The sequence below is a fragment of the [Clostridium] cellulosi genome, from assembly GCF_036762875.1.
GTDB lineage: Bacteria > Bacillota > Clostridia > Oscillospirales > Ethanoligenentaceae > Ruminiclostridium_D > Ruminiclostridium_D cellulosi.
Genome location: NZ_JBAIZF010000026.1, coordinates 293,234 through 310,331 on the forward strand (window position 1 = coordinate 293,234; position 17,098 = coordinate 310,331).

Genomic DNA, 17,098 nt, shown 5'->3' on the forward strand with positions numbered 1-17,098 from the left:
TTTTGATGTTAGGAGGGCGGCATCGTGATTCTTGACAGCATTTTTGAAAACCGAGCAAAACAGCTTCAAGGGTTAAAAGATACGCTACCCATGTCTGAGATTGAAAAACGTGCGGAGAGATATGCTGACAATCATAAAACAATTGATTTTGCCACCGCGCTAAAAAATGGCCCGCTGTCGGTAATAGCGGAGGTAAAAAAGGCGTCGCCGTCAAAGGGGCTCATCTGCGCGGATTTTGACCCTGTAAGAATTGCCCGGGAGTATGAAAGCGGCGGTGCCGCCGCAGTCTCGGTTTTGACGGAAGAAACCTATTTTCAGGGCAGCTCCGCCTATCTTGAAGCGATAAGAAAAGAAATCTCGCTCCCGATTCTGCGAAAAGATTTTATTTTCGACGAGTGGCAGATTTGTGAGTCAAGGCTTATTGGCGCGGATGCAATACTGCTTATTGCTGCTATGCTAAGTGAAGAACGGCTCAAGTCGCTGCTTTCCTATGCGCACGGATTGGGGCTTGAGGCGCTTGTTGAAGCGCACTGCGAACGTGAAATAGAGGCGGCGGCAAACGCCGGCGCAAAGGTAATCGGGGTCAACAACCGCAACCTTTATGACTTTTCCGTTGACACAGACTGCGCCGTAAGGCTTTCAGCGCTGCTGCCGAAAGACGCGGTGTTTGTTGCGGAGAGCGGGATAAAAAGCCGCGGGGACGCTTTAAAAATGAGAAGAGCGGGGGCGGACGCTATTTTGGTAGGCGAGGCGCTGATGACCGCGAAAGATATAAAAGCTGCGCTTTGCGAGTTGAGGGTGGAATGATGGCGAAGGTTAAGATTTGCGGGCTCAGGCGACGCGAAGATATAGAATATGCCAATACCCTTCTGCCCGACTATATAGGCTTTGTATTTGCAAACAGCAGGCGCAGGGTGACGCCGGATGAGGCAAAGATATTGAGCGCATTGCTTGATAAAAGGGTTGGAGCCGTTGGAGTCTTTGTCGATGAAGAGCCTGAAACTGTGTCAGATGTGGCGGCTAAATGCGGCCTTAAGGCAGTGCAGCTTCACGGCTTTGAGGACGCGGAGTATATAAAATCGCTCCGCAGGAAGCTCCCAAGGGAATGCGAAATCTGGAAAGCGGCGAGTGTAAGAAAACCGGAGGATATTGCGGCGGCGCCGCTTAAATATGTTGACAGGCTGGTTTTGGACGCCTACAGCCCAGACGCCCGCGGCGGGACAGGAAAGTGCTTTGACTGGTCTGTGTTGAAAAACACGAGGATTGGCCTGCCGTTTTTTGTTGCCGGGGGGATTAATACTGAAAATATCGGCGCGGCGCTTTCAGCCGCAAAGGGAAACGACTCGGCGTTCGGCATAGATGTCAGCAGCGGGGTTGAAACCGCCGGCCAAAAGGATTTTCAAAAGATGAAGAAGATAATTGCCGCGGTACGCGGGTTCAATAATTAAGCAAGGGAGGAATCAACATGGGGAATAAAGGCAGATACGGCGAATATGGCGGCCAGTATATTCCGGAAACGCTGATGAACGCGCTTATTGAACTTGAAAAGGCCTACGAGTTTTATAAAAAGGACCCTGAATTCAACGCGGAGCTTGACGCTCTTCTCAAGGAATATGCCGGCAGGCCGTCGCTCCTTTATTACGCCAAAAAGATGTCAAAAGACCTCGGCGGCGCCCAGATTTACCTCAAACGCGAGGACCTCAACCATACAGGCTCACATAAAATCAACAATGTATTGGGTCAGATGCTATTGGCCAAAAAGATGGGCAAAAAGCGCGTAATAGCCGAAACGGGAGCGGGTCAGCACGGGGTTGCAACCGCAACGGCCGCGGCACTGATGGGGCTTGATTGTGAGATTTACATGGGGCGCGAGGACACTGAGCGCCAAGCGCTGAATGTTTTCCGTATGGAGCTTTTGGGCGCCAAAGTCCACCCGATTGACACAGGCACGAAAACGCTCAAAGACGCGATAAACGAAGCTCTGCGCGATTGGGCCGCCCACGCCGACGACACCTTTTATCTCATAGGTTCAGTAATGGGCCCGCACCCATACCCCGAGATTGTGCGCGATTTTCAAAGCGTTATTGGCAAAGAGGTAAAACGGCAGATGAAAGACACCCTCGGCAGGCTGCCGGACGTGCTGATTGCCTGTGTCGGCGGCGGAAGCAACGCCATGGGGCTGTTCTATGACTTTATACCGGAAAAATCAGTTCGGCTCATAGGCGTGGAAGCGGGCGGCAAGGGAACAGATACGCCGCAAAACGCCGCGACGATTACAAACGGCACTGTCGGGGTATTCCACGGCATGAAATCGTATTTTCTCCAGGATTCCGATGGGCAGATAGCGCCGGTTTATTCGATTTCAGCCGGGCTGGATTACCCCGGGGTAGGGCCGGAGCATGCATACCTGCACGACATAGGGCGCGCCGAGTATGTCAGCGCGACTGACAAGGAAGCGGTCGACGCTTTCTGCTACCTTTCACGCGTCGAGGGCATAATTCCGGCGATAGAGAGCGCCCACGCGGTTGCCCATGCGATGAAGCTTGCCCCAACGCTTCCGAAAGACAAGGTTATCGTTGTCAACCTTTCAGGCCGGGGCGATAAAGATGTTGCAGCAATAGCCCGTTATCTGGGGGTGGATATACATGACTGACCGTATAGCCGAAGCCTTTGAACGGCAGAAAAAGCAGGGCAAAAAAGCCCTCATTACCTTTATAACGGCGGGCGATCCTGACCTTGAGACTACCGAGCGTCTTGTGCTCGCAATGGAAAAGTCCGGAGCAAATCTTATTGAACTCGGAATCCCGTTTTCTGACCCTGTGGCGGAAGGACCTGTGATACAGCAAGCCGACCTGCGTGCGCTTAAAAACGGCATTTGCACAGACGATGTTTTTGATGCAGTGGCTAAAATCAGGGAAAAGACCCAGATACCGCTTGTATTTATGGTATATGTAAACTGCATTTTTGTTTACGGCAAGGAGCGTTTTTTCAAACGGTGCAGCGAAAGCGGCGTAGACGGCGTCATTATTCCCGACCTACCCTATGAGGAAAAAGGCGAGGTGCATGGTGAAGCCGCAAAATTCGGCATTAAGGTGATATCGCTTGTCGCCCCTACCTCTCGGGAAAGGATCGAGATGATAGCAAAGGACGCAGAAGGTTTTTTGTACTGCGTGTCATCAGAAGGGGTTACGGGTATCCGCGAAAGTTTCAGCACCGATTTTGACTCCTATTTTGAAACGATAAACAGATATGCAAAGGTGCCTACTGCCCTTGGCTTTGGCATTTCCACACCGGAAGCGGCAAAGGCTCTGCAAAAATACACCGATGGCATTATCATAGGCAGCGCGATAATGAAACTTGTCGGTGAGGCTGCAAACGCCGACAGCGCGGTTGACTCAGTTTCAGAATTTGTCGGCAATGTCAGGAAGGCTATGGATGAATAATATTTGGTGCTCATTCGCCATATGCAGCCGTCAGTTTCGCTCTGTTAATAGAAGAAGTTATCCACTACGGAACCTGCGTAAATGTTTTTAGAAACTATGGGGCTGTTTAGTAGCAGCCCCTTCTTTTTTGCCATTTCCAACAGAAACAAATAGAAACAGTTATATATTTTTGAAAGAAAATCGGTAACTTTTTTAATAAAGTAAAGATTTTTTTGCTCATAAAGTGTATAATTTATATGTGCAGCTGATAATTAATAATCTTGGAAGAAATCAGAGGTAGATAAAATGTTTGATATAATTACTGATTCAACAGCCAATCTCCCTGAGGAGATAATTGATGAATTTGATATTAAAGTCATTTCTGTGCCTTACTTTATAGGAGGCAAAGAGTATCAGGGTTACGAAAAGGGAAAGAAGCCCCATTTGAAAGAGTTTTATGACGCAATGCGCAAGGGTGAGGTTGCGACCACCGCCCAGATGTCCCGAGAGTCTTGCCGCAATGCTTTCGAGTCATCTCTCAAAGAGGGGCGTGATTTTATATATATCGGATTTTCCTCTGCGCTCAGCGGCATGATGAACACCGCGTCGCTTGTTGCTGATGAACTGCGGAAGGAATATCCGGAGAGAAAGTTTTACGTTATTGATTCGCTTTCAGCATCAATGGGCCAGGGCCTTTTGGTCTACTACGCCGCCGTTGCGAGACAAGAGGGCAAAGACATTGATGAGGTGAAAGCTTCTGTTGAGGAAAAAATACCGAAGCTGTGCCACTGGTTTACAGTAGACGATTTAAAATATCTGAAGCGCGGCGGGCGCATCTCTTCTACCACAGCATTGGTCGGCACGCTGATGGGCATAAAGCCGATTCTGCACGTTGACGACAAGGGAAGGATTGTCAGTGTCGGCAAAGTCAGGGGCCGCCGCAATTCCATTGAAGAAGTGTTTAAACGCATGAAAGAGAGATGTTTGGACACAGAGGACCAGATGATATTTATTGCGCACAGCGACTGCGAAAACGACGCAAAATACCTCGCAAGCCTTGTGAAAAATGAATATAAGGTGAAAGGTTTAAAAATCGGCTATATTGACGCGGTAATAGGCGCACATTCCGGACCCGGCACTTTGGCGGTCTTTTTCCTCGGCACCGAGAGATAATTAAATTCATCAGCCGGGAAAACAGCGAATGGGGAATCGCTGGGCCCGATATAGCAGGCGATATAGTATGCGTTTTTGATAGCTTCATAGGATTTTGTTCATTAACGGGGATAAAAAATGGGCATCTGTATAAAATACTGGATGGGCAGAAATAAATGGTTACTTGCTGTCTCTGCGATTGCAGCGGCAGCTTCTGTTTTTGCCGGCGGCGGTTCTCTTATCGCCGCGGCTTTTTATGCTGTCATCGTGGAGATATGTGCCGTCAGGTATCTTACATATAAAGGCGCCGAAAACAGGGACGACGTGTCCGAAACTGTAAAGAAACTCGGAGTAGGCAAAAGAGAATATTTTAATGCGTACATAATAATGTCGGCGGGGCTGACGGCCGTTTTTGCCGGAATTTTTGTGCTGTGCACATATTTGTCGGGCGCGGCGGGGTTCACGATTCATATACTGCCGGGTATGCTTGATTCGCACCAGACATTTTACTCGAACGTGTTTTTATATACGGTGGCTCTTTGCCTTGTTATAGTATTGCTGTGCGTTCTGGCGGTGCTGATAAACGGCAGCGACCCCATAAAGCGCGCGATGCTCTTTATTTCGACCGCATATTGTACCGTTTTTCTGTATTTGTTATATTTGCTCTTTTTGCTGCTTGCCAATCTGGCAGCGGATGAAAGCTATGCGCACATGATTGCGGCGATAGCTGCCGCAGCGGTGGCTGTGATAATGGCCGTCGTCTATTTGATTGTGATATTCGTGTCGAAAAAGAGATTTTTGTCTGATAATAATAGCGAGAAAGCATAAGTGGTGGTAATAGCTTAATGAGTTTGGTTGAGGTCACAGGACTCACACATTCATTCGGAGATAAAAAAATATTCAATAATACGGAAATAAAGCTTTTCAGGGGAGATAAGATGGGACTTACCGGCAGAAATGGAGTCGGTAAAAGCACTCTTATCAATATATTGACAGGCATCGTGATACCAGACGAGGGTTACATAAAATGGAACCCGAAAGTGACTTACGGTTATCTTGACCAGCAGGCAAAGATAGATTCAGACATAACGGTAAAGGAATACTTAAAAGGCGCTTTCGACTACCTGTTCAAGACAGAGGAAAGGCTGAACGATGTAAACAACCGGATAGCCAAATGCAAAGATAAAAATGAGCTTAAAAAGCTGCTTGAGATTTCGGGCGAGTGCCAGAATATGCTGGAAGCCAACAACTTTTACGCCGTCAATAGTGAGATTGAAAAGGTTGCGGCGGGATTGGGCATAACCGCATTCGGGCTCGACACCCCTGTCGGCAGGCTCAGCGGCGGACAGCGCGCAAAGGTAATGCTTGCAAAGCTATTGCTCCAAAACCCGGATGTTTTGCTGCTCGACGAACCGACAAACTTCCTTGACAGGGAGCATATCGAATGGCTTGCCAAGTTCCTTATATCCTTTAAAGGCTCCTTTATTATCGTATCCCATGACTCGGGCTTTTTGAGCCGCGTTGTCAACTGTATTTCTGACATCGAATTCTACACAATAAGCCGCTACAATGGCACATACGAAAACTTTATGCGCCAGAAGGAGCAAAAAGCGGAAAACTACCTGCGCAATTATAATTATCAGCAAAAGGAAATTGCGAAGCTTCAGGATTATATAAACCGGAATATCGCAAGGGCTTCGACCACCGCAATGGCCCAGAGCAGGCGGAAGAAGCTTGAGAAGATGGAAAAGCTTGAAAAACCAGTTACTGCTGTCAAGCCCTCTTTTACGTTCCAGTACAAAACAATTTCAAGGAAGCCGTTGTTGAAAGTCAGGAGCCTTGAAGTCGGCTATACCGAGCCCCTTCTTCCTAAAATCACTTTGACCCTCCGCGCAGGGCAGAAGCTGGCCGTTACCGGCTTTAACGGCATAGGCAAATCCACGTTTTTGAAAACAATATGTGGGATAATCCCGGCCCTTTCCGGCAGCTTTCGGTATGAGCCGGATGTTGTGATAGGTTATTACGAGCAGGAAAACGTATGGGAGGACCCGGAAAAAACCGCGTTTTCAGAAATAAAGGAAGAATACCCGACGATGCGCGACAGGGAGGTCAGGGCGAGCCTTGCCCGCTGCGGATTAAGGCCTGAACAGGTCATGCAGAAGCTAAAGACACTTTCAGGCGGTGAACAGGCTAAGGTTAAGCTGTGCAAGATTATGCTGAAGCCCTGCAATCTGCTCATCCTTGACGAGCCGACGAACCATGTTGAGTGCGTCGTCTTAATGTCAAAAAAATAAAGTCCCAAAAGCCTTGAAAATACTGAATTTCTTAAAATAAAAATTAAATCTGTCAACTCGACTATCCCTTGATATGAGTTAGTAGGAACATATCGAGGGTGTATTTTTTATTGATTTAGAAGCAAATAACAGGTAGAGTTGAGTTGACAGATTAGATATTGACCTTTTTTGATGGGGTTGAATAGATAGAATAGATGTACAATCAATATGCTAGTTAATTTGAATTAAAAACCAGAATATTTATTTACGAATTGAAAATAATGCGAATGTAAAGAATTTATTTGCAATAGAATGAGGTAAATGATATTATATTATTATACATACGTAGAGGTGGTTAAAATGGCAATTAGCTATAAGAAGCTTTGGAAGCTTCTTATTGATAGAGATATGAAAAAGAAAGACCTGCAAAAGCTTGCAGGAATTAGTTCTGCTACAATAACAAAGCTTGGTAAAAACGAATATGTTAGTACAGAAATCATACAAAAAATTTGCACAGCACTGGAATGTGACGTCTGTGATATCATGGAAATGGATGGTTCAAAACGAAATTAATTATGATTATATATCAAACTAATGGAGGCTTGTTTCATGGTAAATATAAGAAAACTTGAATCAGAACTTTGGGAATCTGCAGATCTCTTACGTCAAGGTTCAAAATTAAGTTCGCAAGAATATTGTATGCCGGTTCTCGGTTTAATCTTTTTACGTTATGCATATAGTCGATTCAAATATGTTGAGGCAGAAATACTAAAAGACCGTCCCATGCGTAATGGCCGTGTACTTCCTGTTGAGCCAAGTGATTTTAAACAAAAAAGTGCTATCTTTTTACCTGAAAAGGCTCGATACGATTATCTACTCAATTTACCAGACGATGCTGATTGCGGAAAAGCAGTCAATGAGGCAATGGAGTTGATTGAGGCTGAGAGCCCTCAATTGAAAGGAATACTGCCAAAGACTTATACATCTTTTAGCAATGATTTATTGAAAGAATTGTTGCGTATTTTTAATAATAGTGCATTAAATGAAATCAACGATGATATTCTTGGTCGTATTTATGAGTATTTCTTAAATAAGTTTGCTTCAGCTATAGCATCAGATGATGGAGTATTCTTTACACACAAATCTCTTGTAAAGATGATTGTGAACATTATTGAACCGACTCATGGAATAGTGTTTGATCCAGCTTGTGGCAGTGGCGGAATGTTTGTTTCATCCAGTGATTTTGTAAATGCTGAAGGGATTAACGCTAATTCTGTAATGACTTTTTATGGGCAAGAAAAAGTAGAGTTTAATGCTAAGTTATGTATAATGAATATGGCTGTACACGGTCTTAATGCCAAAATTAAGTCTGGTGATGAAGCCAACAGCTTCTATCATGATGCTTTTAATCTGGAAGGCAGATGTGATTATGTTATGGCCAATCCTCCATTCAATGTAGATAAAGTAAAAGCAGAATCTACACAGAATGCGGGACGCCTGCCTTTTGGACTGCCGGGAGTAAATCAAAAAAAGGAAATCTCTAACGCCAATTACCTCTGGATTTCATATTTTTATGCATATTTAAATAATACCGGGCGTACCGGCTTTGTTATGGCAGCTTCTGCTACGGATAGCGGCAATAGGGATCGAGAAATCAGAAAGCAACTTATCCAGACAGGACATGTAGACTGTTTAATATCTGTAGCCAATAATTTCTTTTACAAAGTCTCATTGCCTTGTTCCCTGTGGTTTTTTGATAAGGGAAAAAAAGAAGAGTTGAAAGATAAGGTACTTTTCATAGATTCACGTAATTATTATACGGTAGTGGATCGAACGCTCAATGAGTGGAGCGAATGGCAGATGAAAAATCTCAATGCCATTGTTTGGCTTTATCGTGGAGAGAAAGAAAAGTACAAAAAGCTATTACAAGAATATAGTATTCAAATTATCAATGACTGCAAAGAACTTGATATTGAATTTGGGAAAATATCAGTGCTTTTGAATGGATTTGGTGAGAATCTAAAACCATTATGTGCGCAGATAAAAGAAACTATAAATAGAGCACAACATATTAACCAGCTATTACCATTAAATGAAATGTTGAAAAAATATACTACAGAACTTAATGTTTCATTAAAAAACTTTATTGAATATGGTGATGGATTGGAAAAGGATGAAGCCAAGGAGTTTGCTAAAACTATTGATGAAACCGCAACAACTTGGGAACGATTTAAAAAGTCTGTTTCTTCTCGCATTGAGGAAGTAGTTACTCAAATAAGAGCCTGTCGCAATGTAATAAAAGAGGCAAAGTGGCTTACTGAAAAATTTGGAGAAGGTGAGTATAAGGACATTTTGGGGCTATGTAAAGTTGCAACAATAAATGAAATAGAAGAAAAAAACTGGAGTTTGACTCCAGGTGCTTATGTTGGTGTAGCGCCTTTAAAGGAAGAAGATGAAAACTTCGAAGAAAGAATGACTGAAATCCATAAGGAGCTATTGGCATTGCATGCAGAGGCAAGTCAGCTGATGGATAAAATCTCGAGGAATTTTGAGGAGCTAGGTATATGAAGTGGGATACAGCTAAGATAGGAGATAATTGTGAGGTAACTTCAAGTAGACGTATTTTTTACTCGGAATATGTTAAATCTGGTATACCCTTTTATCGTTCAAAAGAGATTATACAATCTTTTTACGGACAAAGTATTGATGAACCATTATATATAAGTGAAGAAAAATATAAGCAGATTGCAGAAAAATATGGAGTTCCTAGAGCAGGAGACATGTTATTAACATCAGTTGGTACAATTGGGGTACCATATTTATTAAAAGAAACAGATTGCTTCTACTTTAAAGACGGTAATCTAACATGGTTTAGAAATTTTAGTGAAATCCAATCACCACAAGGGAAAGGAGTGTTGTTTAATTCAACAATAGGTTCGTCGCAAAAAGCATTAACGATTTCAATGCTTAAGGAAATATCTATTCCATTACCACCAATTAGTGTTCAAAATCGTATTATAGACATTCTCTCAGCCTATGATGATTTGATTGAAAATAATCAAAAGCAGATTAAGTTGCTGGAAGAAGCAGCTATGCGCTTGTATAAAGAATGGTTTGTAAAACTGCGCTTTCCTGGTTATGAAAGTACTAATATAGTCGATGGTGTGCCGGACGGATGGCTTTGTTCTAAAACTAAGGACTTTATTAGATTTAAATATGGTAAAGCACTAAAAGCAGACGATAGAAAAGATGGTAAATACCCGGTTTATGGATCTTCTGGTATCGTTGGTTATCATAATGAGTTTTTAGTTGAGGCACCTTGTTGTTATTGTTGGAAGAAAGGGTAATGTAGGTAGTGTATATATTTCTTTTGTTAATGCCTATCCAATAGATACTGTGTATTATGTAGAAAGTAACATCAGTATATATTATACTTATTTTAATTTATTAACACGTACATTTCTCAATAATGATTCAGCAGTACATGGTCTTAATAGAGATTATGCTGAATCAATGGAAATGCTTTGCCCAAGTAGATATTTACAAAATGAATTTGACAATAAGGTATCTATATTATTTGATATGCAATTCAAACTTCAACATCAAATTGATTTACTTAAACAAGCTCGTGATAAACTTATTCCTAAACTTATGAACGGTGAAATAGAAGTATAGAGGAGGTATACATATGAGCTGGGAGTATTCTGAAAACATATTGGTGCAAAACAGTGCAGGAAACTTACTCCATGATGAGTTAGAGTGGAATGTTCAGTTTGCTTACAATAAGGAAGTACTAGGCGAGAATGGTACCTTCGGTCGAAAAAGCTATAAGGAAATTGTTCTTACCCGTTACCTTCGCAAAGCCTTGTTTGAAAATAACAACTGGCTAACAGAAGAATACTGTGATTCTGCGATTAAGACACTTCTTGCCTACACATCTTCTAGTTCACTAATGCAAATTAATCGTGAAAAGTATTTATTGCTTCGCGATGGTATACCTATAAAAGTTAAGAAAGCTAATGGTGAGCAAGAGGACAAAAGGGTTCAAGTATTTAATTTCTCTGAGCCAGAGAAGAATTATTTTCTTGCTGTAAAAGAAATGAAGATCCATGGAGATTTATACCGTCGTAGAACTGATATAGTTGGTTTTGTAAATGGTATACCATTGCTTTTTATAGAGTTGAAAAAGCAAAATGTAGATGTACAAGATGCCTATACATGCAATTATACTGATTATTTAGATACCATTCCCCAACTCTTTCATTTCAATGCTTTCATAATTTTATCTAATGGCTTGGAGTCCAAAGTGGGTACACTTGGTAGTAAATATGAATTCTTTAATGAATGGAAGCGTCTGCATGAGGATGATGTGGGTTTTGTGGATTTGGCAACCATGCTGAAAGGTATTTGCAATAAGAAAAACTTTATGGACTTGTTTGAAAACTTCATAGTTTATGATACAACTGGGTGAAAAACTGTAAAAATCATGGCAAGAAACCACCAGTTCCTTGGCGTGAACGAAGCTGTAGAATCTTACAAAAATCGTAAGTTAAAAAACGGTAAATTGGGTGTTTTCTGGCATACTCAGGGAAGTGGGAAAAGTTACTCCATGGTATTTCTTACACAGAAGATCCGCCGAAAATTTGCCGGATCCCCAACCTTTGTTATTCTGACAGAAGCCTGTGGATTACTTGGAACGACAAAAGCCAAACAGTTTATTGCTACTAGCAGTGAAGATTTAATCCAAAAGCTAAAAGGAAATCCAAGCTTTATCTTTACCTTAATCCATAAATTTAATAAACCAGATGAACCACCAATTATTCCTGACCACGATATAATAATTTTATCAGATGAAGCACACCGTACTCAAAACGGTATATTCGCTGAGAATATGTGTAAATTGCTTCCTACAGCATCACGTATAGGTTTTACGGGTACACCGTTGTTTGCTTACGATAATATTACCGAACGAACATTCGGTGGTTATGTATCGATTTATGATTTTAAACGTGCTGTAGATGATGGAGCTACAGTACCTCTTTATTATGAGAATAGGGCTGAGCTTCTTGAAATTGATAATCCTGAAATAAATGATAAACTGCTCGATGCCATAGAAAAGGCTGATCTTGATGTCAATCAGCAAGCTAAGTTAGAGCAGGAACTAGCTAAAGATATTCACATCCTTACCAGTGAAAAACGTTTAAATTCTATTGCAAAAGATTTTGTGAATCATTACTCCGAGTTATGGACAACGGGTAAGGCTATGTTTGTTTGCTTAAATAAAGTAACAGCAGTTCGAATGTATAATATGGTTCAGAAATATTGGAAACAGAAAATAGAAGAAATAGAATCATCCATGACCGGAGTTACACAGCAGGAATATATGGAAATCAGCCGTAAGCTGGAATGGATGAAGACCACAGAAATGGCAGTTATCATCAGCCAAGAACAGAATGAAGTTGCTTATTTTGAAAAATGGGGACTGGATATTAAACCTCATCGTAGAAAAATGGAAAGTCGTGAAATGGACAAGGAGTTTAAAGATCCTGATAATCCGTTTCGAATTGTTTTCGTTTGTGCTATGTGGCTGACAGGTTTTGATGTGAAGTGTCTTTCTACAGTATATTTAGATAAACCTTTAAAGGCTCATACTTTAATGCAGACCATTGCACGGGCAAATCGAGTATACGAAGGAAAAAGTAATGGTTTGATTGTTGACTATGTTGGTGTTGTAAAAGCGTTAAGAAAGGCTTTGGCAGATTATACAAGAACTAAAGGTGGAAGCGGTAGTTCTGATCCTGCCCCTGACAAAAAAGAGCTGGTTGCACGTATCATTTCTTTAATAAATGATATAACTGAGTACATGAAACAACAAGGTTTTGATTTATCTGCACTTGTTAAGGCTGTAGACTTTGAGAAGTTATCGTTAGTTCAAGAAGGGGCAAATGCCATGTGTGTTTCAACGGAAGTAAAAAAACGTTTTGAAGTTATGGCTAGAGAATTATTCAAGTTGTTTAAGTATGTAGAAAAGCAGGAAGCCACAGATCATGATCGAGCGTATAAAAATGCAATTAGTGCAGTTTATGACCAGATGCAGGAAAAAAGGAAGCATTCGGATAATACAGATTTAATGATTCAGCTACACAATATAGTTAGTGAATATATCAATGTTGTTAAGCTACCAGAGCATGTAAACGAAGATGGTAGTGGATACTTAGTTGAAAGTCGCCGTTTTGACATTAGCCATATTGACTTTGAACGCTTGCAGCAGGAATTTGCACGTGTTAAGAATAAGAATCTTCTTATGAAAGATTTACAGGAGCTTATCAATGACAGGCTGGATAATATGATGAAGCGCAACCCATCACGTATTAACTATTATGAACGATATCAGAAAATTATTGAGGAATACAATGCTGAACAGGACAAAGCTGCCATAGAGAAAACATTTATTGACTTAACTAATTTCGTAAATGATCTGGATGATGAGAAAAAAAGATACGTACGGGAAGGATTTAACAATGACGAAGAATTGGCTATGTACGATTTGCTTTTAAAGGACTCGCTTACTCCGGCAGAGATTAAAAAGGTTAAGAAGCTTGCCAAGGTATTGTTGGAACGAATCAAGGATAAAATCAGTGAATTGGATCATTGGACAGAGAAAGAAGAAACCCAAGCTGAAGTTGATGTGCTTATAAGAAATACTTTATGGAGTGAACTTCCGGAAAGCTATGATGACAGCCTAATAAATGAATATCGTCGTAGAATTTTTGAATTTGTATATATCACTTATCCGGCTGCATAAGATGATTGTTATAGTACTTTGAAGTATGAATTGCCGGTGATTGTATCATATATACTTTTAAAGTTATAAAACATGGTGTTGATAACAGAATATCTGATTATCGGGGAAGGTGATATTTTGAGTGGTATGTTTATAAATTTTTGTGAATGCGAATTGAATACTGAAAAAGCAATAATTCACAAAACAGAATTTATCGATAAGGATTGGTTCAAGAGTTTAAGAGATACTAATCCAAATTTTACTTTTTATCGGGAGGGTAACTCCGTATATTTTTGGAATCCAATATCAGATGACGCAGTAAAAAATATTGGAGCAGAATACATACCTGTAGATATATCACTTTTCACACATCCAAAAATTTTTTCTCGTATGCTCGAAGATAAAATTATTACCATATTTAGGGGAGTTTCAAAATATAATATTTTTAGGAATAAATATAGTAACACCTGGGAGATTGTAGGTAATGAGAACTTATTCGAAGATGTCGGACTAGAAGTCTTCAGAGCTGTAAACTTTAACACGTATTATTCCAGTAATGGAGAGAAAACAATACTTGGATTTTGCTTAAGTACTAAGCTCAAGAATCACTTTAAATGGGGAAAGCAAGATTTTATTAATAATGGTATTGCTTGTGCAGACTTAGCTGGCAAAGATAATATTATTTTTGCAAACAAAGCTGCTATCAAAAGATATATCGAAGCAAGGGGATTAGAAAAGCAATATAATACGAAGATTTCCACTGAGAACGAGCTTGAAAAAGAGTTTCAGGTCATTAAGAAGACAATGAAATGGGTCTCTAATAAGTTGGTAAATACTCAATTGTACAAGGATGTTATTGTAGAACAATGTGAACTAAAATATTTACCTTTTGATGAAAATATGATGCAATATTCTATTATACCAAGACCTAAACGATATTATTTAAATGATATCGAGGGCGTTGGCGGAAGATATGATGAGCAACTTAAAAAGTTTCATCCATACTCTTCAGCGATTTTTAGAGGAAAAAGAATAAATATCTTTGTTCTTACTCCCAGAATTTATGAAGGAACTGTGTCAGATTTATTGAAAAAATTAAAAAATAATTTATCAGATGTATTTCAGCTAAATCAGCTGAATTTTGAACTTGGATTAATCGAAGGAGTTAATTTATCTGATTATGAAAAGGCAATGTACGATAGAAAATTTAATAACATTGATTTGGCGTTAATTGTAGTATCCGAAACGCATTGGAGCTTACCGGTTGAAAAATCACCGTATTATTTTTGCAAAGCGAAATATATAGGTCAAGGAATCCCAACTCAAGTTGTTCAAATTGAAAAGATTAAATCATCAAATTTAGAGTACATGGTAAGAAATCTTTCTTTAAGTATTTACGCAAAGCTTGGGGGTACTCCTTGGGGTATCGAAAAAACAGAACATCTTAAAAAGGAATTCATAATAGGTATAGGATCGACAGTGAATGAGCAAAAAAAGACGGTTATGGGAATTGCGAACATATTCGATTTTACCGGTAAGTATTTTGTTGGAGAGTGCGTGCCCCTTTCAGGATTTGATGATTATGCGGACAAGCTTGAAGAGTTATTGTATGAACAACTCAAAGAATTAATTGGAGAGTATTCTGATGAAGTTCGGCTTATTTTTCATATCTTTAAGTCTCCTAGTAACAGATATGAGTTAAAAGCTTTATCGAATGTGATTAATAGATTGAATGGAAAAGAAATTAAATATGCGTTTGTTCACGTTGGTTATGGTCATAATTTCAGATTATTCAATAATGATGGAAAGGAGAATGTTAATAAAGGGTTTTATATTAATATAAGTGAAAATGAAGCTCTCATTAGTTTTGTTGATAAGAGTAGTGTTCCTTTAAGAATTACTGTTGATAAACGATCTAACTTTATAGATGTATATCATTTGGCAAAGCAAATATACTGGTTTTCACATCTTTCATGTAGAAGCTATATGCCGGCAAAGAAGTCTGTTTCAATACTGTACCCTTCATTAATGGCAAGAATGACAGAAAAGCTAAAAAAAATTGATGGATGGGATTACGATGCTTTGAAAACAGTGGGGGAAAAATTATGGTTTATTTAAGTATAGCTGAAGAAATTGGAAGAATTAAAAAGTATATACAGGATAAAGGTGGCCTGGAATTGTCATTGTATCAATATTTACATAAGCAAAGTCAAACACAGACAATAGATGATTTCAGTTATGATGAACATAAAATTGCTTTTAAAGGGTATTCAAAAATTGTAGCAAATAAAGAAGAAATAGATTCTCTTATAAATCGAAAGTATGCTAAAGGAATAGGATATTCACTGAATATTTATTGCTTTTTAGGTATACATCTTGCAGCTAATGGATACAGAAATGACTTAGTTGATAAAAAGTTTTATGATTCTGATATTAAATCAAAATATATAATAAGCATAGTCTTTCCATATTTCCGTGACAAAATGTTTCAGGTATTAAAAACGGAAGAAGCAAAAAGAGATCCTTATTATTCTATAATTGACACTATATACAATAGTGATGATTTTTCTTTAGATGAAATTAAGACAGTATTGCAACAATTTCTTACAAGTGATAATGATTTAGATGTTATTGATTTATATATACTTGAGACCATTCATAAGAAAAATTTAGATGTTCGTTTCTGTAACTATTCTGCTGTTGATACAGTATTAAGAATACTCAATAATTTTAGTAATTCAATCAAGAAAATAACCTCTGATAGATATAACAAAAGAGACGGAATAAAAATTAATGATGAATATGATGTCCAAGATATGCTTTTTGCTTTATTGAAGGGATTTTTTCATGATTTGGAACGGGAAGATCCTGTTTCTAAACTAGCTGGTAGATCCAGTAGAATAGATCTAGTTGTTCGTTCACAGGGAATTATGATTGAGGTAAAAATGATAAAAGAAAAGGATACTGATCATAAAAAAGTTATACAAGAATTAAAGGTTGATATGATTAATTATGCAGAATGGAAAGATTTAAAGCACCTCATTTTATTCACTTATGATCCGTATAAGAAAACAACTGATGATAATCACTTTAAAGAATTAGAAGGGGTCAATGAAAGGAATGGTGTTAGATTCTTGGTTCATTCAGTTTTAGCTCATTAGTATTTTCTCGAACGTTGAAATAATGATGAAGAAGATCATAGATTTATTGATTTTAATAAATTCCAGTAAAAAATAAATTATTATATTTCAACACCCATTTTGGGTGTTTTTTCGTTTTAAATTATATTTGAAATATCAATTCTATCTCCAAGGAGGTGATGCCTATGCTTGTACTAATAGGTACCGTCAAGAATTTTTCGCAAATTCATAACCCGCTTGGTAGTCATCACCTAGCCAGCAGTTACCTGTGAATCAGTCATGACATCCAGGGCCTCAAGATGTATCATGCTCATATAGCGCTTGGTA

The 17,098-nt window shown here is 39.5% G+C and carries 15 protein-coding genes; all 15 read left to right on the plus strand.

All coding sequences use genetic code 11. From position 1 onward, the window contains the following. The first annotated feature begins 24 nt into the window (after nucleotides 1–24). Entirely contained in the window at nucleotides 25–807 is a 783-nt protein-coding gene (trpC, locus tag V6C21_RS09140; protein WP_479268850.1) for an indole-3-glycerol phosphate synthase TrpC, read from the plus strand. Continuing rightward, the gene (locus V6C21_RS09145; protein WP_084228788.1) at nucleotides 804–1,448 is read left to right on the plus strand and encodes a phosphoribosylanthranilate isomerase; all 645 of its coding nucleotides are present in this window, start codon (nucleotides 804–806) and stop codon (nucleotides 1,446–1,448) included. Before trpC ends, V6C21_RS09145 begins: the two co-directional genes overlap by 4 nt. A 17-nt stretch (nucleotides 1,449–1,465) precedes the next feature. Then, entirely contained in the window at nucleotides 1,466–2,653 is a 1,188-nt protein-coding gene (gene trpB / locus V6C21_RS09150) for a tryptophan synthase subunit beta (RefSeq protein WP_034839591.1), read from the plus strand. Further along, the gene (trpA, locus tag V6C21_RS09155; RefSeq protein WP_479268851.1) at nucleotides 2,646–3,443 is read left to right on the plus strand and encodes a tryptophan synthase subunit alpha; all 798 of its coding nucleotides are present in this window, start codon (nucleotides 2,646–2,648) and stop codon (nucleotides 3,441–3,443) included. Before trpB ends, trpA begins: the two co-directional genes overlap by 8 nt. A gap of 285 nt (nucleotides 3,444–3,728) precedes the next feature. After that, complete coding sequence (locus V6C21_RS09160; RefSeq protein ID WP_034839588.1) at nucleotides 3,729–4,595, plus strand: DegV family protein; 867 nt, start codon at nucleotides 3,729–3,731, stop codon at nucleotides 4,593–4,595. Between the two features lie 117 nt (nucleotides 4,596–4,712). Further along, nucleotides 4,713–5,402, plus strand: a complete 690-nt coding sequence (locus V6C21_RS09165; RefSeq protein ID WP_479268852.1) for a hypothetical protein — start codon at nucleotides 4,713–4,715, stop codon at nucleotides 5,400–5,402. Between the two features lie 17 nt (nucleotides 5,403–5,419). Next, nucleotides 5,420–6,868, plus strand: a complete 1,449-nt coding sequence (locus V6C21_RS09170) for an ABC-F family ATP-binding cassette domain-containing protein (protein ID WP_479268853.1) — start codon at nucleotides 5,420–5,422, stop codon at nucleotides 6,866–6,868. 339 nt (nucleotides 6,869–7,207) lie between these two features. Beyond that, nucleotides 7,208–7,420 carry a helix-turn-helix domain-containing protein gene (locus V6C21_RS09175; protein ID WP_479268854.1) on the plus strand — a complete coding sequence of 71 codons (213 nt, stop codon included), beginning with the start codon at nucleotides 7,208–7,210 and terminating at the stop codon, nucleotides 7,418–7,420. A gap of 36 nt (nucleotides 7,421–7,456) precedes the next feature. Continuing rightward, nucleotides 7,457–9,415, plus strand: a complete 1,959-nt coding sequence (locus V6C21_RS09180; RefSeq protein WP_479268855.1) for a type I restriction-modification system subunit M — start codon at nucleotides 7,457–7,459, stop codon at nucleotides 9,413–9,415. Then, nucleotides 9,412–10,194, plus strand: coding sequence for a restriction endonuclease subunit S (locus tag V6C21_RS09185; protein ID WP_479268856.1), 783 nt, complete (start codon nucleotides 9,412–9,414; stop codon nucleotides 10,192–10,194). The genes V6C21_RS09180 and V6C21_RS09185 overlap by 4 nt, the downstream gene beginning before the upstream one ends. A gap of 49 nt (nucleotides 10,195–10,243) precedes the next feature. Further along, complete coding sequence (locus V6C21_RS09190) at nucleotides 10,244–10,522, plus strand: restriction endonuclease subunit S domain-containing protein (RefSeq protein ID WP_479268857.1); 279 nt, start codon at nucleotides 10,244–10,246, stop codon at nucleotides 10,520–10,522. Between the two features lie 13 nt (nucleotides 10,523–10,535). Continuing rightward, nucleotides 10,536–11,318: a type I restriction endonuclease gene (locus V6C21_RS09195; RefSeq protein WP_479268858.1), complete on the plus strand. Its 783-nt coding sequence runs from the start codon at nucleotides 10,536–10,538 to the stop codon at nucleotides 11,316–11,318. 15 nt (nucleotides 11,319–11,333) lie between these two features. Beyond that, nucleotides 11,334–13,652 (plus strand): type I restriction endonuclease subunit R, encoded by a 2,319-nt coding sequence (locus tag V6C21_RS09200; protein WP_479268859.1) that lies wholly within the window; start codon nucleotides 11,334–11,336, stop codon nucleotides 13,650–13,652. A 72-nt stretch (nucleotides 13,653–13,724) separates the two neighbouring features. Further along, nucleotides 13,725–15,749 carry a Piwi domain-containing protein gene (locus tag V6C21_RS09205; RefSeq protein ID WP_479268860.1) on the plus strand — a complete coding sequence of 675 codons (2,025 nt, stop codon included), beginning with the start codon at nucleotides 13,725–13,727 and terminating at the stop codon, nucleotides 15,747–15,749. After that, a complete protein-coding gene (locus V6C21_RS09210; RefSeq protein ID WP_158740411.1) occupies nucleotides 15,737–16,792 on the plus strand; it encodes a PD-(D/E)XK nuclease domain-containing protein in 1,056 nt (351 codons plus the stop codon). Before V6C21_RS09205 ends, V6C21_RS09210 begins: the two co-directional genes overlap by 13 nt. The last annotated feature ends 306 nt before the right edge of the window (nucleotides 16,793–17,098 follow it).